The organism is Mycobacterium sp. NGS22, from assembly GCF_059813095.1.
The window spans coordinates 86,327-107,628 of record NZ_JCALDY010000017.1; the positions used below are offsets into that span (position 1 = coordinate 86,327).

Below are 21,302 nucleotides of genomic sequence, written 5' to 3' on the forward strand. Positions count from 1 at the left end.
TCACCGATCCCAGCGCCATGCGCCAGGCGATCGCGGGCACCGCGATCGGAAACATCATGGAGTGGTACGACTTCGGCATCTACGGCTTTATCGCTACCACGCTCGCGCAGGTGTTCTACCCCGGCAACAGCGCCAGCGCCGTCCACCTCATCGCCACCTTCGGCACGCTGGCCGCGGCGTTCGTGGTGCGTCCGCTCGGCGGCATGATCTTCGGACCGCTCGGTGACCGCATCGGACGCAAACGGGTGCTGGTGATCACGATCCTGATGATGACGGCCGGGACGACGATGAGCGGCTTGCTGCCCGGGTACAGCGCGATCGGGATGTGGGCGCCGATCCTGTTGGTCCTCGCGCGAGTGTTCCAGGGCCTGTCCACCGGCGGCGAGTTTGTGGGGGCCATGACGTATCTGGTGGAACAGGCGCCAGATCGTAAGCGCGGCATGCTCGTCGGATTTCTCCCGTTGGGCAATCTGATCGGATTCGTCGTCGCCGGATTCTTCGTGACGGGTTTGCAGGCGTGGCTGCCCTCGGAGGACTGGTTGGCGTGGGGGTGGCGGGTGCCGTTGCTGTTGGCGGCGCCGATGGGTCTGATCGCGCTGTACATGCGGCTGCGACTCGACGAGTCACCGGCGTTCAAGCAGATGAGCGAGACCGCTGAGGAAGGTGGGCAGTTTCGGCGCACGGTCGTCGAGCAGTGGCGGCCGATGCTGATCTGCGCTGCCCTGGTGCTGACCTCGCAGGTCGCCGATTTCATGGTCACCGGATATCTGCCGACCTATCTGAAAACCGTTGTGCGAGTGAGCGAGACAGCGGCGCTGGTGATGATCGTGGCCACCTTGGCCGTGCTGATGGCGACAATCGTGTTCGTCGCGCGGTTGTCGGACCGGGTTGGCGTGAAGCCGATCATGCGGACGGGATGCGCTCTGCTGATCGTGGCTTCGATACCGGCGTTCCTGCTGATGCGATCCGGCGGGGCTTACCTGGTGGTCTTCGGCGGTGTGCTGCTGGTCGGGCTGATGGAACTGTGCTTCGACAGCACGACGCCTTCTGCGTTGCCGGCGCTGTTTCCGACCCGGGTGCGCTACGGGGCGCTGGCCATCTCCTACAACCTGTCGATTTCCACCGTCGGCGGTATCACTCCGCTGATCGCGCAAGCGCTGATTTCGAGCACCGGCAACACCATGGTGCCCGCCTACATGCTGATGGTCGCCGGCGTGGTGGGCGTGGTGACACTGCTGTTCACACCGGAAGTCGCCGGCAAGCCGCTGCCGGGGTCGGGTCCCTCGGTCGAGACCGAAGAAGAGGCGGACGCGCTCGCCTGCTGATTTCTCCTCGCGAGCAGACGCAGAATCGCACTGTGAGGGGTTCCTGGATGCGATTCTGCGTCTGCTCGCGGGGTCAGCTGACCATGCGCGCGCGGCTCAAGTGAGTGGCAAGTCGCTCGGCCAAGCGGTGCGGTCGGTGTCTGACATCGGTGACCACAATTGGGACGATGGTCCATCCAGCCTCCTGGATGTCACCCAGGCGGTGCTTGTCTGCGAGCATCTCGTTGCGGCCCGCATGCCAATCGATGCTTTCGTATTCGGCCGCGAGACGTGCTTCGGGCCAGGCGAAGTCGACTCGCCAGAGTTTACCGCTGCGACCGTAGATCGGATATTGGAGCTCTGGACGGGGGAGCCCGTAGTCGATCATCACCAGCCGGGCTTCGCTTTCCATCGCCGATTCCGAGCGTCCGTCGGCGAAAGGCAATAGATCGCGCACAGCGACGATGCCGCGTCGCCCTCGCTGTTCGGCTGCGGCAGATTCGATTTCGTTACGGGTGCACTGCATTGAGCGTAGGGCGGCATCGAGAGTTGCCAGCGACCGCGGTCGACGGAGCTGCCGTGCGACCTCGACGGCGGTCCATGCGGGGGCGGTGGCGAGACGTCCGGCGACGTGCTGCAATCGTGCGCCATTGCGTTGATGCACCATCAGGCCGACTGTGGGACGCATGCGCACGCCTGGGTCGAGCACGTGAATCGCGACGGTGTTCTCTGTGTCAAAGCCCCAAAGCGCCGCGGCGGTGCCCAGACAGGGGACTGCTTGCCGCCCCATGAATACGTCTAGAGCTGCCAGGCGGCCGAGAAGATCTGGCTCTCCGGCCGCGTACACGCCGTACCACACCCGGACAAGTCGGCCGTTCTTCACGTTGACGTCGAGTTGTTGACGAGTCATTACCGTGAGCAACTGCGCGGTGGTGGCGAATCCGCCGGAATTCTCGAGTAGGGCTCGCGGGTCGGCGTGCATCGGCAAAGCATGGGACGCCGATGCCGCAGCGGTTAGTCACCGCTGGGGATAGGTGGTGAGCAGACGCAGAATCGCACGTTTTCTTGGGAAAACGTGCGATTCTGCGTCTGCTCGCGGGACAAAGGTGACCCCTGCGCGCGGTGGGGGGCGCCCCTGCTCGCGGTAGAGAGGTGACCTACAGGGGGATGTTCTTGTGGCGGCCGCGGCGGGCGGGAGCCTGAGCCAGCGCCTCGGTCAGCTTGCTGCGGGTGTGCGACGGGTCGATCTTCTCGTCCACCACACCGATGTCGATGGCACTGTCCACGCCACCGGCAATGCGCTCGTGCTCGGCGGCCAGCTCGTTGTGCAGCGCCTCGCGCTCGTGCTCGGGCGCGGCGGCCAGCTTGCGCTTGTGCAGGATGCCGACCGCGGCCTTGGCGCCCATCACCGCAACCTCGGCGTCCGGCCAGGCGAACACCTTGGTCGCGTTCAGCGAGCGGGAGTTCATCGCAATGTAGGCCCCGCCGTAGATCTTTCGCGTCACCAGGGTGACCCGCGGAACGGTGCACTCACCGAACGCGTGCAGCAGTTTGGCGCCGCGTCGCACCACGCCGCCCCACTCCTGGTCGACACCGGGCAGGTAACCCGGCACGTCGACGATGACGACCAGCGGGATACCGAACGCGTCGCACAACCGCACGAAACGTGCTGCCTTCTCGGCACTTTCGGAGTTCAGGCAGCCACCCAGGCGCAGCGGGTTGTTGGCCAGCACGCCGACGGTGCGACCCGAGAGCCGGCCCAACCCGACCACCATCGACGGCGCCCACTTGGCCTGGAATTCGGCGAACGGCGCGTTGTCGTCCAGGATCGCGGTGACGATCGGGTGCACGTCGTAGGCGCGGCGGGCCGACTCGGGCAGCAGCGCCCTGATGTCGGTGTCGCCGGCCTCGGCTTTGCTGCGGTCGAAATGCCCTTGCTGGCAGAACAATCCGACCAACTCGCGGCCACGCTGGTAGGCGTCGAGCTCGTCGTCGGCAACGATGTGGCACACACCGGACTTCTTGTGGTGTGTTTCCGGACCGCCCAGCGAGGCCATGTCCACGTCCTCGCCGGTGACGCTGCGCACCACGTCGGGTCCGGTGACGAAGACCCGGCTCTCCGGGGCCATCACGATGACGTCGGTCAGCGCCGGTCCGTAGGCGGCGCCGCCGGCCGCGAAGCCGACGACCACCGAGATCTGCGGAATGTAGCCCGACGCGCGGATCATCGCCTCGAACACCGTGCCGACCGCGTGCAGCGCCCGCACACCCTCGGCGAGCCGGGCACCGCCGGAGTGCCAGATGCCCACGATGGGGCTCTGTTCCTCGATGGCGAGGTCGTAGGCGTCGACGATGTGCTGGCAACCCTCGGTGCCCATGGCGCCACCCATCACGGTGCCGTCGGTGCAGAAGGCGATCGTGCGCACGCCGTTGACGGTGCCGGCTGCGGCGAGCAGACCGGAACGGTCCCGCTCGTGCAGCAGCTCGACACTGCCGTCGTCGAAGAACGTGTTCAGACGCAACAGCGGATCGCGTGGGTCGAGCGACTCGCCAACCGTCTCCGGGGCCATGATTGTCATCGCAGGTCTCCTAGTTCCGGGTGTTGCTCTGGTTTATCCGACGGACCTTGGCTTTTTCTTGGTGCTCCGTCAGTAACGCCCGAACGCGATGGCCACGTTGTGGCCGCCGAATCCGAACGAGTTGTTGATCGCGTAGTTGTAGTTGCCGTTCCGCGGCTTGCCGTGCACCACGTCCAGATCGATCTCCGGGTCCTGGTTGACCAGGTTCAGAGTCGGCGGAATCACCTGGTCGCGCAACGCGAGCACGGTCAGGATGGACTCCACCGCGCCGACCGCGCCGACCGAGTGCCCGAGGGCGCCCTTAGGTGCGTACACCGCCGGATTGTTGCCGCCCAGCGCGTTGTTGATGGCCCGGCCCTCGGCCACGTCGCCCACCTGAGTGCCGGTGGCGTGGGCGTTGACGTGGTCGATGTCGTCGGGGGACAGACCCGCGAGCTGGATCGCCCGCGAGATCGCGTGCCCGGCGCGGATTCCGTTGGGGTCGGGAGCAACCATGTGGAAGCCGTCGGAGGTGATGCTGGCACCCATGATGCGCGCCAGGATGTTGGCGCCCCGGGCCTTGGCGTGCTCCTCGGTTTCGATCGTCATCAACGCCGCGGCCTCACCGAAGACGAACCCGTCCCGGTCCTTGTCGAACGGGCGACAGGCACCGGCGGGGTCGTCGTTGTTGGTGGACATGACAATTCGCATGTTGGCAAAACCGGCGATCGGCACGGCCTCGATCTTGGTCTCCACGCCACCGCAGATCGCCATGTCGGCTTCACCGAGCGCGATCTGCTGCCAGGCGTGGGCGATACCCTCGGCACCGGACGCGCACGCCGAAATCGGGGTCATGACACCGGCTTTGGCGTGCCGTTCCAGGCCGATCGCCGCGGCCGCACCGTTGGGCATGTACTTCTGCACGGTCAACGGGGAGATGGCGCGGAAGCCACGCACCCGCATGTCGTCGTAGCCGAAGACCAGCTCTTCGGCAGACCCCAAGCCGGTGCCGACGGACACCATCAACCTGTTGGTGTCGACCTCCGGCGAGCCGGCGTTCTCCCAGACCCGACGGCCGAGGATGGTCGACATCCGCTGCAGATAACCGGTCCGGCGCAGCTCGACGCGCGTGAGCTGGTCGTCGAACTCCTCCAACAGATGGCCGCCGATCTTGACCGGCAGATCGAACTCCTCGACGAAGTCGTCCTCGAGAGTCCGGATTCCACTTTGGCCGTCGAGCAGGCACTTCCATGTGTTCTCGGCGTCGGTTGCCAGAGCGGTCGTCATGGCAATGCCGGTAACGACGATGTTCGGGAAAGCCTTCCCGGTAACCAACTCTGTCATGGTTGTTGCCAACGTTCCTTCCTACTTGTCCGGCTCGTACCGGGCCGTGTGCGGGCCCGCGTCTCGCCGGACGCCGTGCTCAGTAGCGCCCGAAAGCAAGCGCCACGTTGTGACCACCGAAACCGAACGAGTTGTTGATCGCATAGCGGTACTCGCCGGAACGAGGTTCGCCCGCGACCACATCGAGGTCGATCTCTGGATCGGGGGTCTCATAGTTCAGCGTCGGTGGAATGACTCCGTCCCGAAGGGTCAACACCGTCAGCACTGATTCCAGCGCGCCAACAGCGCCGATCGAGTGCCCGAGCGCCGACTTCGGCGCATAAACGGCGGCGGATTCGCACCCGGCCGCCCGGATCGCGTTGGCTTCGGCCGCGTCGCCGATCGGCGTCGCGGTCCCGTGTGCGTTGACGTGGTCGATGTCACCGGGGGACAGGCCGGCCAGCTCCATCGAACGGGTCATGGCCTTGCCGGCGCGTTCGCCGTTGGGGTCCGGCGCCACCATGTGGAAGGCATCCGAGGTGATACCGGCGCCCATCAGCCGGGCCAACGGCTTGGCGCCGCGGGCCTTGGCGTGCTCTTCGGTCTCGATGATCATCATCGCCCCGGCCTCACCGAACACGAAGCCGTCCCGGTCCTTGTCGAACGGACGTGACGCACGCTCGGGCTCGTCGTTGCGTGTCGACATGGCCCGCATCATCGAGAACGCCGCGATCGGCAGCGCTTCGATGGGCCCTTCGACCCCACCGCAGACGGCGAAGTCAGCATCGCCCATGACGATCTGTCGCCACGCGTGCGCGATGGCCTCCGAGCCCGACGAACAGGCCGAAACCGGTGTGATGACACCGCCGCGGGCGCCGAGCTGCAAGCCCACCACCGCCGCGGCGCCGTTGGGCATGATCATCTGAACGGCGAGCGGGGACACCTTGCGGGGGCCGCCCTCGTTCATCAGGTCATAGCTCTCCACGATGCGCTCTGCGCCACCCAGTCCGGTGCCGACCACGACGCTGAAGCGGTCGGGATCGACCTCGGGGGCGCCTGCGGTCTCCCACAGTTGCCCGCTGAGCAACTTGGCCAGCCGCTGGACGTAGGACATACGCCGCAGGTCCAGTCGGCCCATGTGGTTGTCGACGGGTTCCTTCAGGTGCCCACCGATCTTGGCTGGTAGGTCCCATTTGGTGACGAACTCGTCTTCGAGGACGCGGATGCCGCTTTCGCCGGCCAACAAGCCCTTCCACGTGCTCTCGACGTCCGGCGCGATCGAAGTCGTCGCCGCGACGGCGGTTACCACAACGCTGGGGTAACCGCCATTAGCAGTGGAAGGCTTGGTCACTTGCTGTCCGCTTCCAGCCTGGACTTGACGTTGGCGACAGCCTCGGGGTTCTCGGTCTCCAGCTTGGCGCGCAGCGCCTCGGCGGCCTCGGGGTTCTCTTCCTCGAGCTTCTGGATGTAGGCGACGACGTCACCGACGGTGCGCAGACCGGCCAGGTCCTCGTCGGGGATCTTCACGCCGTACTTGTCCTCGGTCTGCACGGCGATCTCGACCATCGACAGCGAGTCGATGTCCAGGTCGTCGACGAACGACTTCTCCGGGGTGACCTCGGAGGGCTCGATGCCGGTGACCTCTTCGATGATCTCGGCAATACCGGCGATGATTTCTTCCTGACTGACGGCCACAGTAGTTCCCTTCGTGATGTGTTGTGTGTAAACCGATTTGACGTACTTTTGTGGGTTCTGGATCAGCGGCTGTTACAGATTCGCCAACTCGTCCAGATCTGCGGGTGACTTGACGGCGCGCGCCGGAACCCCCCGAAGTTCGCGTTTGGCGATACCGCTCAGAGTGCCCGCGGGCGGGAACTCCACGATCGCCGTGACTGTGTGCTCGCGGATGAACGCTGTGCACAGATCCCAGCGCACCGGCCGGGTCAGCTGAGAAACCAGGGTGGTCATCGCCGCGGCCGCATCGGCGACCGGCTTCCCGTCGTAGTTGGACAGCAGTGTGGTGGTGGGCTCGGCGGTGGTGATGCCGGCCGCGGCCGCGGCGTAACCGTCCAGCGCGGGTGCCATGAACTCGGTGTGGAACGCCCCGGCGACACCCAGCGCGCGCACCCGGGCCTTGGCCGGCGGGTCCTCGGCGAGCTTCTCCAGGGCGGTCAGCCGGCCGGCCGCGACGATCTGGCCGGCGGCGTTGCGGTTGGCCGGGACCAGGTCGAGCTGCTCGAGACGGGTCAGGACCTCGGTTTCGTCGCCGCCCAGGACCGCGGACATGCCGGTGGGCTCGGCGGCACAGGCCTTGGCCATCTCGGCGCCGCGGGTGGCGGCCAGCATGACGGCGTCGTCGGCGGCGAGCACCCCGGCGATCGCGTAGGCGGCGATCTCGCCGACGGAGTGACCGGCCACGATCGTGTCCCGGTCCGCCAGCAGGCCGCGCCTGGTCAGCTCCTGGTGGGCGAGCAGGGTGGTGGCCACGATCAGCGGCTGGGCGATCGCGGTGTCAGTGATCTCTTCCGTCGACGCGGTGGTGCCCAGTCGGGCCAAGTCCAGGCCGCTGGCCTGTGACCATGCGGCGATCTGGTCTGCTGCACCCGGCAGTTCCAGCCACGGCGACAGCATTCCTTCACTCTGGGAGCCCTGTCCGGGCGCAAGCAATGCGATCACGTGTCTAAGAGAACACTGTGAAGACGGTTTTGCGGGGTGTAACAGATTATGAACCTCGTCTTAGGTTTTTGTATACCTTCTACAAAATAGCCTCGTAAGCTACATGTTTGATACCGGGTCGCGATCTGTCATCTGAGTCACTATCTGCCCGAGGGGGCTCCGATACCCCCTCTGACCGGGGACGGAAGCTGCGGGACAGCAATGTTGGCGGCGTTCGCGGGATGCGTTGGGTAGTTGAGCTGACCGACCGTCGCCGCCACGCGCAGCACATACGCGTCACGCGGCTGAGTGGGATCGCGCCCGGTGAAGTCGGTGATCCGCTTGAGCCGGTAGCGGACGGTGTTTGGATGAACGAACAACTTCCTGGCACAGGCCTCAATCGCGCCGCCAGAATCTAAGAAAGCGTCCAAGGTTTCGACCAGGGTCGGGCCGGCGTCGGCCAGGGGGCGCATGACGTCGGTATGCAGCGCCACGATCGCCGAGGCGTCCCCCATCAAGGCCCGCTCCGGCAGCAATTCGCGGGCTAGGACGGGGCGCGGCGCCCCGCGCCACCCGGCGACGGCGTTCATCCCGGAGATCGCTTCGCTGGCGCTGTGGTACGCGGCCGTGAGCATCGGCGCGGTAGGGCCGATCACCACCGGGTCGTCGGAGAAGGCCGTCAGCAGTTCCTTCAAGAACTTGTCGGTCGGTGACAGGTGGCCGGAGACGATGGCAACCAGCCAGGTGCCGTGCACGTCGGTGAGGGCTGCGCGACCGTGCCGGGCCGCGATGTCGCGGACGTCCTGGCTGGCGCGGCCGCTGTCGGCGCTATCCCGCCCGGGTGCCGGGGTGCCCACCACAACGGTGGCCGGCGCGGTGGTGTCCCAGTTCAGCGCGGCCGCCCGGGACAGCAGTTCGGCGCCGGTGTCGCCGCGGACGACGGCGTCGACGACGCTGGCCTCCATCCGGCTGTCCCACGCGCCACGGGCCTCGGCGGCGTCGGCGTAGGCGGTGGCGGCGGTGAACGCCAGATCCCGGCTGTACTTGAGGATCCCCACTGTCAGGGCGGTCAACTGCTCTTCTGAGCGGGCCAGCAATGGCACCACCTCTTCGAAGAACTCCATGGTCACCCGGACCATGTCCACGGTGTGGCGCAGCGCGATGCGCCGGGTCAGGTCCTGGGGGACGAGCTCGAAGGCCTGGGCGGTGTAGCTGACGTTGCTGTGCGGGTCCTGCATCCACTCCACGAAGTTGACCACCGCCGTCTGCACCACCAGTGCCACGCTGGCGCGCTGCGAGGCTTCCAGGTCGGCGAAGAACGGCAACCGTTCCTGCATGGCGGAGACGGCCTCGGTGGACAGCCGGCCGGAGTACTGCTTCAACCGCCGCAACAGGGAGTCGGGCACGGTGTCCAGCATCTCCAGCGGCGACCGGAGGCGTTCACGCTGCGCAAACTGGTTGTCGTTCACACCTAAAAGCTACGCCCGTTTTCTGGAAGGTTCCGCCAAAGTCTCCGCTGGGGTGCGTCACGCTGGCGTGACGTTCGCCGACGAGTGCCACTCCAGCGTGACGCTCGGCGGCGTGCGGGGCCTCGACTCCCGGCGTGCGGCTGGCCGCGCGCTCGGCGGCGTGGAGGGAGCAGCTAGGCCACGCCTGGGTCTGAGGTCTGCTCGGGCGCGGCCAGCACGTCGTCGATCTTGTACTGCTGGGCGGCCTTGACGGCCACCGACTGGTCGATCTCACCGTCGCGGGCCAGCGCCTCGAGCACCGCCACCACCTGGGATTCGGCGTCGGTGTTGAAGTAACGCCGCGCGGCGGGCCGGGTGTCGGAAAACCCGAACCCGTCGGTGCCGAGGGTGACGTAGGTGCCGGGCACCCACGGCCGGATCTGTTCGGGCACCGCGCGCATCCAGTCCGAGACCGCGACCACCGGGCCGCGGCAGTCGGCGAGCACCTTGGTGACATAGGCCTCGCGCGGCGCCTGGTCCGGGTTGCGCAGCCGTTCCTTCTCCACGGCCACACCGTCGCGGTTCAACTCGCCCCAGCTGGTCACCGACCACACGTCGGCGGCCACGCCCCACTCTTCGAGCATCCCGGCCGCCTTGAGCGCGGCCGGCATCGACACTCCGGACACCAGGATGTGCGCGGAATGGCCGCGCTCCTCTTTGGCGGCGCGGTAACGGTAGATGCCGCGCAGCAGGCCGTCGGGATCGAAGTCTTCCGGTTCGGGTGGCTGCGCGTAGGGCTCGTTGTAGAGAGTGATGTAGAAGTAGACGTTCTCCGGGTTCTCGCCGAACATCCGCGCCAGGCCGCTCTCCACGATGTAGGCGATCTCGTAGGCGAACGCCGGGTCGTAGGACACCACCGCCGGGTTGGTGGCGGCCAGCAGCAACGAATGCCCGTCGGCGTGCTGCAGCCCCTCACCGACGAGCGTGGTGCGCCCGGCGGTGGCGCCCAGCGCGAACCCGCGGGTCATCTGGTCGGCCGCGGCCCACAGGCCGTCGCCGGTGCGCTGGAACCCGAACATCGAATAGAAGATGTAGACCGGGATCATCGGCTCGTTGTGGGTGGAATACGAAGTGCCGGCCGCGGTGAAGGACCCCACTGATCCGGCTTCGTTGATGCCTTCGTGCAGGATCTGGCCGACTTCGCTTTCCTTATAGGCCAGCATCAGCTCGGCGTCCACAGCGGTGTAGAGCTGGCCGTTGCGGTTGTAGATCTTGAGCGACGGGAACCACGAGTCCATCCCGAACGTGCGGGCCTCGTCGGGAATGATCGGCACGATCCGTTTGCCGATCTCTTTGTCGCGCAACAACTCTTTGAAGGTTCGGACCAGCGCCATGGTGGTGGCGACCTCTTGTTTGCCGGAACCCTTCTTGAGCGCTTTGTAGGTGTCGCGGCCGGGCAGCGTCAGCGCTTTGGCCTTGGTGCGGCGCTCCGGGACGAATCCGCCCAGGGTGCGGCGACGGTCCAGCAGGTAACGGATTTCGGGGGCGTCCGGGCCGGGGTGGTAGTACGGCGGCAGGTACGGGTCTTCTTCCAGCTTGTCGTCGCTGATCGGGATCCGCATCGAGTCGCGGAAACGCTTGAGGTCTTCCAGCGCAAGCTTTTTCATCTGATGGGTGGCGTTGCGACCCTGGAAGTGCGCGCCCAGTGAATAGCCCTTGATGGTCTTGGCCAGGATGACCGTGGGCTGTCCCTTGTGCGCCATCGCGGCGTGATAGGCGGCGTAGACCTTGCGGTAGTCGTGCCCACCGCGCTTGAGATTCCAGATTTCGGAGTCACTCATGTTCTCGACCAACGCCTTGGTGCGCGGGTCGCGGCCGAAGAAGTGGTCGCGCACGTAGGCGCCGTCGTTGGCCTTGTAGGTCTGGTAGTCGCCGTCCGGGGTGCTGTTCATCAGGTTCACCAGCGCGCCGTCCCGGTCGGCGTGCAGCAGTGCGTCCCACTCGCGACCCCACACCACCTTGATCACGTTCCAGCCGGCACCGCGGAAGAACGACTCCAGCTCCTGGATGATCTTGCCGTTGCCGCGCACGGGGCCGTCCAGGCGCTGCAGGTTGCAGTTGATCACGAAGGTCAGGTTGTCCAGGCCCTCGAGCGCGCCGACGTGGGCCAGCCCGCGGCTTTCCGGCTCGTCCATCTCGCCGTCGCCCAGAAAGCACCACACATGCTGATTGGAGGTGTCTTTGATGCCACGGTCGTGCAGGTAATGGTTGAACCGTGCCTGGTAGATGGCGTTGAGCGGGCCCAGGCCCATCGACACGGTGGGAAACTCCCAGAAATCAGGCATCAATCGCGGGTGCGGATAGGACGGCAACCCACCGCCGGCATGGCTGTGTTCCTGGCGGAAGCCGTCCAGGCGGTCTTCGCTGAGCCGGCCTTCGAGGTACGCGCGGGCGTAGATGCCGGGGGAGGCGTGGCCCTGGATGTAGACGTGATCGCCGCCGCCGGGGTGCGACTTGCCGCGGAAGAAGTGGTTGAACCCGACCTCGTAGAGCGCGGCCGAAGACGCATAGGTCGAGATGTGGCCGCCTACACCGACGCCGGGCCGTTGCGCGCGGTGCACCATGATCGCGGCGTTCCACCTGATCCAGGTCCGATACCGGCGTTCGACGTCCTCGTCGCCGGGAAACCAGGGTTCCAGCTCGGTCGGGATGGTGTTGACGTAGTCGGTCGAGGTGAGCGCCGGGATGGAGACCCGCTGCTCGCCGGCCCGCTCCAGCATTCGCAGCATCAGATAACGCGCGCGGGCCGGACCGGAACGTTCCAGTAACGCGTCAAATGACTCCAGCCACTCCGAGGTCTCCTCGGGGTCGATGTCGGGCAGGTAGGACGCCACACCCTCGCGGATGACCCGAACGCGATCGGGTTCGCTTGTGCTGCTTGATGTTTTGGCCAGATCGTTGCGGGCGAACTCGGTTGTCAACGCACTACTCCTGTAGTTGGCGGCGTAGCTACTTGATCGATCTCCCCCTATCGTGCCGCACTTGCGTCCCTGGCGGGTACCCACCGCCCGCCACTCCTAAGTCGATGCTCATGGGGCAATTGGGATAGCCACGCGGTAACGTCACATGCCGTGCTCATCGGATGGCGTGCCGTCCCTCGCAGGCACGTGGGGGAGTTCCCCAGGCGAGGCGCCCTGGCTCTGGGCTGTATTGCGCTGGTGACGATAGGGATCGTCGGCTGTACCAAGGTCACCGACGGCAACGGCGCGGCCGACACCAACCTCGCTCCTGCCTACCGGTCGTCGGTGTCGGCATCGCTCTCGGAGTCCGCGGTGTCCTCCAGCGCCAGGGAATCCCAACGGCTGCAGTCGGTGACCACGCGGGCGATGCGCACGTCGTGCGACGCGCTCGCGACCACCAGCAAAGAGGCGATCGACAAGGTCAACGCCTTCGTGGCCGCGTTCAACGCGGGAAAAAACACCGGCCCGACCGAAGGCCCGGCCATCGACGCACTCAACGCCAGCGCCACCGCGGTGGAGAACAGCTACAGCGACGCCCTGCCCGGCCAGATGCGCGACGCGTTCAACGCTTACAACGACGCCGCTCGCCAGGTGGCCAACGCGATCGGCACGCACGCCTCGACCGGCGAGTTCAACCGGCGGGTGGATCGGCTCAATGACACCAAGACCAAGGCACTGAAAATGTGCACGGGTTAGTCGTATGAACTCCGGTGGTGCCTGTGCGACGATAACGTCCATCGCGGTGGCGATCGCAAGCGCGGCGAAGCCGGCGCAGCGGGTCGCCACCATCCGGCTTTGTCGTGCGGTTGGTTGAGGGAGGTTTCACGGTGGTCGCGGCGGATCACGCCCCGAGCTACGCTCGCAAACTGGGCATCCAACCGGACCAGGTCGTCCAGGAGTGGGGCTGGGACGAGGACACCGACGACGACATCCGCGCCGACGTCGAGGATGCCTGCGGCAGCGAGTTGCTCGACGAGGACACCGACGAGGTCGTCGACGTCGTGCTGCTGTGGTACCGCAACGGTGACAGCGACCTGGTGGACATCCTGATGGACGCGATCAGCCCGCTCGCCGAAGACGGCGTGATCTGGGTGCTCACCCCTAAGACCGGCCGTCCCGGGCACGTGCTGCCCGCCGACATCGCCGAGGCGGCGCCGACCGCGGGCCTGATGCCGACGTCGTCGGTCAATTTGGGTAATTGGAGTGCGTCTCGTCTGGTTCAGCCGAAGTCGCGGACCGGGAAGCGTTGATGCTCGACGTCGGAGCCACCGCCCCCGACTTCACCCTGCGCGACCAGAACAACCAGCCCGTCGCGCTAAGCAGCTTCCGCGACAGCAAGAACGTGCTCTTGGTCTTCTTCCCGCTGGCCTTCACCGGAATCTGCCAGGGCGAGTTGGACGCGGTGCGCGACAACCTGCCCGAATTCGAGAACGACGACACCGCGGTGCTGGCCATCTCGGTGGGGCCGCCGCCGACCCACAAGATCTGGGCGGTGCAGAGCGGATTCACGTTTCCGGTGTTGTCGGACTTCTGGCCACATGGCGAGGTCAGCCAGGCCTACGGGGTGTTCAACGAACAGGCCGGCATCTCCAACCGCGGCACCTTCGTGGTCGACCGCTCGGGGATCATCCGGTTCGCCGAGATGAAGCAGCCCGGAGAGGCACGCGATCGGCGACTGTGGACGGATGCGCTGGCGGCGTTGTCGTTTTGAGTGCCGCGGGTGTGGGCGTGTAACCTGCGCCGGGGCATAGGGCGCGTAGCTCAGTGGTAGAGCTCTGGTTTTACACACCAGCGGTCGGCGGTTCGATACCGTCCGCGCCCACTTTCCGAGTCGCTCGAAAAGTCGGTCTGCACGAGACCTTCGATCAGGTTGGCTCCGACGCGCTTGCTCGCGGCTTCGCTTGTCCCAGGCAAGCGGATAGGACGGCTTCCCGCGCTTAATTGCGCTCAGCCGGAGGATGTCTCGCAAATCTGCCTCCGATAGCGACTCAGACACAAAGCTTTTCGGCGGGGCCGACTCTCAAGCGTCAGGGAGTTCTCTCGGTCGGCGCGGGCGCCGCACCGGCGGCTGACTGTGCCAGGCGCCACCGGCGCGGAACAATTCCGGTGGTCGGCCGCCGCGCGGGCTCGCTTTGGCCCGCTCACCGGTCGGCTCGACGTAGTTGTCCGGGTTCGCGACCGTCGGCGACGAAGTGGTAAGGCTGCGACGGAAATTGGCCGGATCGATCTCGGTTTGCCACAGCTCCTCGTACACGTTCTGCAGTTCCGACAGCGCGAACGTCTCGCCGACGAACGCCGTCGCCAAGTTGGTCTGCTCGAGCTGTTCAGCCGCCCGGTCTACCGCGTCGGACAGGATCCGGTGATGGTCGAAGGCCAGCGGGAGATTGCGCACCGCGTCGGTGACCGGCCATAAGCGGGCCGCGGCCGCATCGGTGCCGGCGCGCAACTCGCCCGGGTCCGGCGTCACCGCGAGGTACGCCACGGTGACCACATTGGTGCGCGGGTCGCGCCCGGGATCGCCGTAGGCGCCGAACTGCGCCAGGTGTTTGGGTGCGATCACACCGGTCTCTTCACGCAATTCCCGCCACGCCGCGTCGTCGAGAGTCTCGTCGGGCCGTTTGAACCCGCCGGGCAGCGCCCACATGCCGGCATACGGCTCGCCGCCACGCTGCACCAACAGCACGTGCAGACGGCCTTCCCGCATGGTCAGGATCACGATGTCGACAGTCACCGCGAAGGACGGGTAGGCCGAGGCGTCGTAGCCCTCCGGTGCGCGGTGCTCTGGTCTGTCCATGTGGGCATCGTAGGCAGATATTTGTCAGAATGACAATTAGCTGTTATAGTCATGCGGACAAATACCGGACGGACGAGGGGAGCGTCATGACAAATCACGCAGACACAGACGTAAACGAACTGCTTGCGCGGATCGCGAAATTGGAGGCCCTGCTTGCGCAGCAGTCGGCGGAAGAAGCCTCACGCGCGGACATCTGGTTCCTGCTGGACCGGTCCGGATCGATGAACACGATCGCCGAATACGTCGTGCAGGGCTACGACGAGTTCATCGCCGAGCAGCGCAAAGAGAAGGGCGAAGCGACGATGACGCTGGTCCAGTTCGACGGCGAGGACATTCACGACGTTCTTGTCGACGCCGAACCGCTCGACCGGGTCCAGTCAATCACCGGACGGTTCAGTCCCCGCGGGATGACGCCGCTACACGATGCGATCGCGCTGTTGCTGGACCGTGCCGAGGCGCACCTGAAGCGTGCAGGCGCCGATCCGGCCGATCAATTGGTGGTGATCTTCACCGACGGCCTTGAGAACGCCAGCCGGCGCTGGACCGCCCGGGCGATCAACAAACGCATCGCGGGGCTGCGGAAGGCCGGATGGACCTTCGTCTTCCTGGGTGCCAACCAGGACAGTTACGCCACCGGCTCGGCGATCGGCGTGGGTGCGGGCAACACGTCCAACTACACCGCCTCACCGACGGGCGTGCTGACCACCCATCGTGGGTTGAACCGGTCGGTGCGGGAATGGCGCGGCAAGTCCCGCAGTACCCGGCTCGCCGATGCCGACGACTTCTGGGGCGGAGTCAAGGAAGGTGAGGAAGAGGGCGCCCGTCGATAACAAACAAGAGGGGTCGCAAGGCGAGCGAGTCAGCGTGACCGGTCGAAAGTCAGGAGTTCATATGGCGACGTCTAATCCGTATCGCGAAGAGATCGAGCGGATTCTGCTCACTCACCAGCGCACGCGATACGCGAAAGTCCTTGATGGAATGAACCGAGGGCTCTCCGACGTCGAGATGTCACGTGAAGCTTCCGCTGCCGCAGAACCGTGCAATCCCGACAGCATCGGGTACGTGCGCAAGTTAGTGCGCCTCACGTTGGACGACGCCTTTGTCCCGGCGCCGTCCGACGCCGAAAGCCAGGCCGGCATTTATCGGGAACTGCTCAATTACTCACACTCGCCGGGGTTGCATCAGCACATCCTGACCCGTTTGAGGCAGCTTCAGCAGCGCGACCCGTCCATCAAACTGACCCCATTGGGTGACGTTCGTTTGGGTGCCAATGACGCCGCAAGGCCAAAGAAGCCAGAGCAGCGGTGTCCGGACTGCTTCGAAATCCACGCCGGGGAATGTTGGTGACGAACGCGGCGATGTCCCGGCCCGCCAATGTTTATCGCCGTGCTGGTTCGAGTCGCAGATTGTGCATGACAGCGCGAATCAGCTACGTGCAGGGAGGAATTCACATGAATAAAGTCGTCGAACGCCGTTTGGCGCTCTGGCCTGACTCGCGGACGCGCGCCAAGGCTGTGCAGCTTCTCTTTGTTAAAGGGTGGGAGCTACGGAAGGTGTTGGCGCTGTACCCAGATGAGGTAGTCAGGGAGGATCGAGGCGTCTTGCGTGGAGCTGCGCGCCGCGCGATCTGGGCGCACTACGCGCTGCTGCAGGAGGCCGTTGGTGAGCCCGACGTCGACCCTGAAGATGCTGCCGAAGTCAAGCGTCTGGTCGAAACGAAAGGGGTTGAGGTTGCTCGGTGTCGCACCGGCAGCCACCTGCCTGGATACGACACTTTCCCCGACCTAGCTTGGTACGAACGCCAGGCACCGCCAAGTTGGCCTATTGAGGCTGACGACGGGCGTCGCGCCCAGGTTGAGCGCGCAGAAATTCGCAGCGTCATGTGCCCACAGTGCTTCTGCATCCATGTTGGCGAATGCCCGTGACGGATGCTGAAAGCGGTTCGGTGAAACTGCTGGCGTGGTGAATGGCCATCGTATTTTGTCAAGCTTCCCTCAAAGCTTGCGCCATCGAACACCCGACGATTTCGGCCCCGACGCGGGTGACCACCCGTGTAATGCTCATCGGCACCTGATGCACAAACATGTGCGGGCGATATCGTGCTGGGGCATAGTGTCGCTGTGTATTTCGTAGGTTTGGACCTCGCCTGGGGTGCTGTCAGCCGCACCGGCATTGCGGTTGTTGACGACGCTGGCCAGCTGCAATTGCTCACCTCGGTGGTTACGGACGACGAAATCCTTTCTGCCGTAGCGCCTTACGTTGTCGGCGACTGCTTGGTGGCCATCGATGCGCCCTTGCTGGTCACTAACGAATTCGGCCGTCGACTGGCGGAGGCGGAATTAGACAAGCAGTTTCGGCCATTCCAGGCCGGCCCACGCCCGGCATATAAGTCGCACCCGGCCGGCATGTTCGATCCGCCTCGCGGCGCCGTGCTGACTCAAAAGCTGAAGCTCGACATCGATCCGATGTCGAGCGCGCCGCGACGCGCAATCGAGGTCTACCCACACCCCGCGATCGTGGTGCTGTTCAGGCTGGGATGCACATTGAAATTCAAGCGCGGTCGCGGTGCGAATGCCGCGGAGCGAACCATTGATCGGCGAAGCGAAATGCTCAGACTGATCGATCACATCGAGAGTCTGGCTAGCGCGCCGCTGCCGATGCAGGTAACCGGCCACAGCAGTTGGATGACTTTGCGTCGTTCGGTCGAGATGGCCACTCGGCCAATCCAATTGGATCGTGCGGAAGACCAGCTTGACTCGGTCATCTGCGCTTACGTGGCGATGCTCTGCACGTGCCGACCCGACCAAGTCGCCACCTTCGGCAATTTCCCCGACAATGGCTACATCGTCACGCCGGCTCTTCCGGCCGACTTGAAAGCCGACCGCCGACAGAGTCTGCGCGACGAAGCGGGCGAACCAGTGCTGCCAACTTGCCCCTGCGGATGTGGGCGGCCCGTCAGCAAACCCAACAAATTCGTCCCTGGTCACGATGCGAAGGCACTCCATCAACGAATCGCCCAGCAATGGGGGAATACTCTCGGCTTCATCGAATGGTTCGATGCGACATACGGATTCACTCCGCAATGAGCGACAGACAGCCGACGCCACGACATGAACGCGAGTCGGCACGTTCCTTGACGCCAGCGCTACGGCATCAAAGTCCACGGATCACGGTGCCGCCCGGGCGGTTCTGAGATCCAGGACCGGGCGCCGGCACGTACCGCAGCGTGCACCGCTCGTGCGATCCGGGCGCCGAATGTCGAGCGCGGTCCGCCGTATGCCTCCGCAGCCCCGTCCGTCGGGCAATGCACGACGATCGCGTCCGAGGCGGTGCCGGTGGCCCGTACCCCGGTCTCCTGCAAGGCCTGCACCTTCGCTTCGGTGGCGGTGGCCACCGCGTTGACCAGGGCGGCCGTCGACAGCCGTGCCGGCACCGCGACCACGATGTTGATCGTGCCCACCTGGTAGCCGTTGGTGAATGGTCGGTACTCGACGGACTGGTAGTCGGGGAACAGCGTCGTTTGCACGCCGGACGGTAATTCGCGGCGGAAGTCCCCGTCGGGCGCGGCCGCCCAGGCCGGGTTGGAGAGCCCGACCGTTGCGGAGGCATGCACTCCGCCGTCCGCGGCGAGGTGGTGGCGGGTCACGTCGACGGCGGTGAGCAACCCGCAGCCCGTCCCGACGAGGCCCAGCGCCGTACCGATCTCGGTGAGGTGACGGTCCGGATCGGTCCGGTCGTAATCCAGCGGGACGGTTGCGTTCACCACCCAGTCCCGGACGTCGATACCGCCGCCGAGCGGTCCGGAAGAGATGCACAGTCGAGGCTCGGCAAATTGCCACAGCAGGACCGGGATCTGCCGAGCTTGTTCCACCCGCGCCGTCAACTTGGGATGCATGGTCCCATCCTCGTGCGGGGGTGCAACGTCGCGAACGTCGGGCACCTCGTCGGATCTGCCCAGCACGACGTCAACACATCATCGGCCCACCGCGTGCGCATTTCGGACGGACGCTTGTCATAGTTGGCCGGTGGATGAGGCGCTCGTCGGGTTCGGCGCGGGCGTCGTCGTCGCAGTCTTGACCACACCCGTCGGAGTGTCAGGCGCAGTGTTTCTACTGCCATTGCAGATGAGCCTGCTCGGTGTGCCCAATCCCGCCGTGACCCCGACGAACCTTCTGTTCAACGTCATCTCCATCCCGGGAGCGCTGGCCCGGTATGCGCGGGTGGCGCCGCTGGGTAGTTCGCTGACCCGTTTGATGCTGCTCGGTACCCTGCCTGGTGTCGTCGTCGGCGCCGTGTTGCGGGTGTTGTTGGTTCCGGACCAGCAGACGTTCAGACTGTTCGCCGCCGCGCTGCTCTTCCCGTTAGGGGTGTGGCTGTGGCTGCAGCGCGCTTCGTCTCTACCCGTGCGCGCGCGCCCGGGGCCGTCGAACAATTTCGTCGTCACGCTCGCACTCGGTGTGGGCGTCGTCGGCGGCATCTACGGTATCGGCGGAGGCTCGTTGCTCAGCCCCATCCTGGTGGGCCGCGGCGCGCCCCTTGCCGAAGTTGCCCCGGCCGCACTGGTTTCGACGTTCGTCACGTCGATAGCGGGTGCCGCCACCTACGCCGTGTTGTCCGTGATCGCCCCGGGACACGACATCGCTCCCGACTGGACCCTCGGCATCGCCGCAGGCTTGGGTGGACTGCTGGGCGGGTACGCCGGTGCCCGGTTGCAACCGTGGGTATCCGAAGGTGCACTCCGACGTCTGTTGGGAACGTTGGCTGTCGGTGCAGCGGTGCTGTACGTCGTTCAAAGCTCCCGCTGAACCAAACGTGCAACTCTCCATATCGACCCTCCCGGTCGTACATTGACCAGATGGCAGACGCGGCAGACCGGGCCCAAGAGCTACGCCAGCGGCATTTTCAGTTGGAGCACAACCAACCTGTCACCGAGCGTGACGTCGAGCAGGCCGCGCAGCGGGCCGACGAAGCCCATGAGCGGGCCGCCCTCGCGCACCGCAAAACGGCCGAACGACACGACGAGTCGGCGCAGGTGCACGAACGAGTCGCGCAGGTCCACGAGGACGCCGCGTACGCCGGTGTGGGAGATCCCGACAAGCATCACGCGGCCGCCGAGCGGCACCGCCAGGCGGCCGCGGCCGACCGTGCAGCTGCGGCCGAGGACCGCCAGGCCGCGGACGAGGAATAACCCGGGACCCGACCGGGGTTGGGCTCGGGCCGCCGCTTAGCGCCCGTTGGTCCAAGGGGTGCAGCCATGCGTGATGAAGTGCCCGACCGCAGGCGCCGAGAGGTCCGCGGTCAGCGTTTGCCCCGTCCCCACGCTGTCTCCGGTGAGAAACGTCCAGTCGCCGGTCCACGTGCTGAACGTGCACTGCTGCACCGCGGGATCGCGCACCTCGACGCGGGCGGTGTAGACGCCGTGCGGAACCTGCCCGGGCACCGCGTACGTGCCCGGCCCGAACGTCGCATCCGCTTCGGCAACCGGACAGCCGATGAGGCCGAACAGCAGTAGGGACATCGCTGTCGGCGCCAGAATCCGCATCACCCAACGATAAGTTCCCGCAACCGGTCCCGCAGCGCGGGATCAGCGCTGGTGCAGCGGCAAGCGCAGCGCGCCTCATTTCACGAATGACTCATCTCGTCGGCGTTTGCCGGCCGCAAAGGCGGGTATCGCAGGCCCGACGAAGGAGCGCCCCGTGAGTTATCTGGACAGTGCAAAAAACCAAGTGCTGAGCGCAGTCAGCAAGGTTGTCGACATGCAGCAACCCAAAGCGACGGCGCAGACGGTGACCATCGCGGCACCCGTCGAACGTGTCGAACACTTCTGGCGTGACACCGGCCAGCTGTCCGTCGTGCTCGGTGACATCGCGGACGTCGAACCCGGGGGAGAAGATCGCTACCGCTGGCGTCTGCAGGACCAGCCGGACGTCAGCTGGGAATCCCGGCTGGTCGTCGAGCCCGGCCGGATCCGCTACGTCGGTACCGCCGACGACAACGAACTCGTGGTGAGCTGGCAAGCCGCGCCACGGGATCTGGGCACCGAGGTCACGCTGCGAGTCAAGACGCCGGCGCCGGGCCTGCTGTCCGGGGCGGCGGCATACAAGGTCCTCTACCGGGTGCGCGCCCTGCTGCAGACCGGCGAGGTGCCGACCCTCCAGTCCAACCCGAGCGCGCGAAACTCCGCGCGGTAAGGAAAGGTT

General features: G+C 65.8%; 22 protein-coding genes and 1 tRNA gene. 12 read left to right on the forward strand and 11 right to left on the reverse strand.

The window, feature by feature from the left end:
* The first annotated feature begins 17 nt into the window (after window positions 1-17).
* A complete protein-coding gene (locus AC5Y47_RS17310; RefSeq protein ID WP_499945420.1) occupies window positions 18-1,325 on the forward strand; it encodes an MFS transporter in 1,308 nt (435 codons plus the stop codon).
* Between the two features lie 73 nt (window positions 1,326-1,398).
* Here the strand turns inward: AC5Y47_RS17310 and AC5Y47_RS17315 are convergent, their stop codons facing one another.
* From AC5Y47_RS17315 to aceE, 8 genes are all read right to left on the reverse strand, one after another.
* Complete coding sequence (locus tag AC5Y47_RS17315; protein WP_499945389.1) at window positions 1,399-2,286, reverse strand: type IV toxin-antitoxin system AbiEi family antitoxin; 888 nt, start codon at window positions 2,284-2,286, stop codon at window positions 1,399-1,401.
* A 175-nt stretch (window positions 2,287-2,461) separates the two neighbouring features.
* Window positions 2,462-3,883: an acyl-CoA carboxylase subunit beta gene (locus AC5Y47_RS17320; RefSeq protein WP_499945390.1), complete on the reverse strand. Its 1,422-nt coding sequence runs from the start codon at window positions 3,881-3,883 to the stop codon at window positions 2,462-2,464.
* A 69-nt stretch (window positions 3,884-3,952) separates the two neighbouring features.
* Window positions 3,953-5,206, reverse strand: coding sequence for a 3-oxoacyl-ACP synthase KasB (gene kasB / locus AC5Y47_RS17325; RefSeq protein ID WP_499945391.1), 1,254 nt, complete (start codon window positions 5,204-5,206; stop codon window positions 3,953-3,955).
* A gap of 79 nt (window positions 5,207-5,285) precedes the next feature.
* Complete coding sequence (kasA, locus tag AC5Y47_RS17330) at window positions 5,286-6,536, reverse strand: 3-oxoacyl-ACP synthase KasA (protein WP_499945392.1); 1,251 nt, start codon at window positions 6,534-6,536, stop codon at window positions 5,286-5,288.
* Entirely contained in the window at window positions 6,533-6,880 is a 348-nt protein-coding gene (gene acpM / locus AC5Y47_RS17335; protein ID WP_463824563.1) for a meromycolate extension acyl carrier protein AcpM, read from the reverse strand. The genes kasA and acpM overlap by 4 nt, the downstream gene beginning before the upstream one ends.
* Before the next feature lie 72 nt (window positions 6,881-6,952).
* Window positions 6,953-7,861: an ACP S-malonyltransferase gene (locus AC5Y47_RS17340; RefSeq protein ID WP_499945393.1), complete on the reverse strand. Its 909-nt coding sequence runs from the start codon at window positions 7,859-7,861 to the stop codon at window positions 6,953-6,955.
* Window positions 7,862-8,001: 140 nt separating this feature from the next.
* Window positions 8,002-9,309: a PucR family transcriptional regulator gene (locus AC5Y47_RS17345; protein WP_499945394.1), complete on the reverse strand. Its 1,308-nt coding sequence runs from the start codon at window positions 9,307-9,309 to the stop codon at window positions 8,002-8,004.
* Between the two features lie 173 nt (window positions 9,310-9,482).
* Window positions 9,483-12,269, reverse strand: a complete 2,787-nt coding sequence (gene aceE, locus AC5Y47_RS17350; protein WP_499945395.1) for a pyruvate dehydrogenase (acetyl-transferring), homodimeric type — start codon at window positions 12,267-12,269, stop codon at window positions 9,483-9,485.
* 150 nt (window positions 12,270-12,419) lie between these two features.
* On the opposite strand from aceE, the gene AC5Y47_RS17355 reads away from it, so the two are divergent.
* The 4 genes from AC5Y47_RS17355 (at window position 12,420) to AC5Y47_RS17370 (ending at window position 14,130) form a co-directional block, all read left to right on the forward strand.
* The gene (locus AC5Y47_RS17355) at window positions 12,420-13,004 is read left to right on the forward strand and encodes an Rv2240c family protein (RefSeq protein ID WP_499945396.1); all 585 of its coding nucleotides are present in this window, start codon (window positions 12,420-12,422) and stop codon (window positions 13,002-13,004) included.
* 131 nt (window positions 13,005-13,135) lie between these two features.
* Entirely contained in the window at window positions 13,136-13,558 is a 423-nt protein-coding gene (locus AC5Y47_RS17360; RefSeq protein WP_499945397.1) for a DUF3052 domain-containing protein, read from the forward strand.
* Window positions 13,558-14,019 carry a peroxiredoxin gene (locus AC5Y47_RS17365; RefSeq protein WP_499945398.1) on the forward strand — a complete coding sequence of 154 codons (462 nt, stop codon included), beginning with the start codon at window positions 13,558-13,560 and terminating at the stop codon, window positions 14,017-14,019. The genes AC5Y47_RS17360 and AC5Y47_RS17365 overlap by 1 nt, the downstream gene beginning before the upstream one ends.
* A gap of 39 nt (window positions 14,020-14,058) precedes the next feature.
* A tRNA-Val gene (locus tag AC5Y47_RS17370) sits at window positions 14,059-14,130 on the forward strand.
* A gap of 198 nt (window positions 14,131-14,328) precedes the next feature.
* On the opposite strand, the gene AC5Y47_RS17375 is transcribed toward AC5Y47_RS17370, so the two are convergent.
* A complete protein-coding gene (locus AC5Y47_RS17375; RefSeq protein WP_499945399.1) occupies window positions 14,329-15,102 on the reverse strand; it encodes an NUDIX hydrolase in 774 nt (257 codons plus the stop codon).
* Window positions 15,103-15,188: 86 nt separating this feature from the next.
* Here AC5Y47_RS17375 and AC5Y47_RS17380 point away from each other — a divergent pair, with 86 nt between their 5' ends.
* From AC5Y47_RS17380 to AC5Y47_RS17395, 4 genes are all read left to right on the forward strand, one after another.
* On the forward strand, window positions 15,189-15,932 hold the full coding sequence (locus AC5Y47_RS17380) for a vWA domain-containing protein (protein ID WP_499945400.1): 744 nt from the start codon (window positions 15,189-15,191) through the stop codon (window positions 15,930-15,932).
* A 61-nt stretch (window positions 15,933-15,993) separates the two neighbouring features.
* Window positions 15,994-16,449, forward strand: coding sequence for a hypothetical protein (locus tag AC5Y47_RS17385; RefSeq protein ID WP_499945401.1), 456 nt, complete (start codon window positions 15,994-15,996; stop codon window positions 16,447-16,449).
* A gap of 104 nt (window positions 16,450-16,553) precedes the next feature.
* The gene (locus AC5Y47_RS17390) at window positions 16,554-17,027 is read left to right on the forward strand and encodes a hypothetical protein (RefSeq protein ID WP_499945402.1); all 474 of its coding nucleotides are present in this window, start codon (window positions 16,554-16,556) and stop codon (window positions 17,025-17,027) included.
* 195 nt (window positions 17,028-17,222) lie between these two features.
* Entirely contained in the window at window positions 17,223-18,188 is a 966-nt protein-coding gene (locus tag AC5Y47_RS17395) for a DUF429 domain-containing protein (RefSeq protein WP_499945403.1), read from the forward strand.
* Between the two features lie 59 nt (window positions 18,189-18,247).
* Here the strand turns inward: AC5Y47_RS17395 and AC5Y47_RS17400 are convergent, their stop codons facing one another.
* Entirely contained in the window at window positions 18,248-18,997 is a 750-nt protein-coding gene (locus AC5Y47_RS17400; protein ID WP_499945404.1) for an adenosylcobinamide amidohydrolase, read from the reverse strand.
* Window positions 18,998-19,127: 130 nt separating this feature from the next.
* On the opposite strand from AC5Y47_RS17400, the gene AC5Y47_RS17405 reads away from it, so the two are divergent.
* A complete protein-coding gene (locus tag AC5Y47_RS17405) occupies window positions 19,128-19,907 on the forward strand; it encodes a TSUP family transporter (protein WP_499945405.1) in 780 nt (259 codons plus the stop codon).
* Window positions 19,908-19,957: 50 nt separating this feature from the next.
* Window positions 19,958-20,290 carry a hypothetical protein gene (locus AC5Y47_RS17410; RefSeq protein WP_499945406.1) on the forward strand — a complete coding sequence of 111 codons (333 nt, stop codon included), beginning with the start codon at window positions 19,958-19,960 and terminating at the stop codon, window positions 20,288-20,290.
* Window positions 20,291-20,326: 36 nt separating this feature from the next.
* Here the strand turns inward: AC5Y47_RS17410 and AC5Y47_RS17415 are convergent, their stop codons facing one another.
* On the reverse strand, window positions 20,327-20,644 hold the full coding sequence (locus tag AC5Y47_RS17415) for a hypothetical protein (protein ID WP_499945407.1): 318 nt from the start codon (window positions 20,642-20,644) through the stop codon (window positions 20,327-20,329).
* Window positions 20,645-20,798: 154 nt separating this feature from the next.
* Here AC5Y47_RS17415 and AC5Y47_RS17420 point away from each other — a divergent pair, with 154 nt between their 5' ends.
* Window positions 20,799-21,293: an SRPBCC family protein gene (locus AC5Y47_RS17420; protein ID WP_499945408.1), complete on the forward strand. Its 495-nt coding sequence runs from the start codon at window positions 20,799-20,801 to the stop codon at window positions 21,291-21,293.
* The last annotated feature ends 9 nt before the right edge of the window (window positions 21,294-21,302 follow it).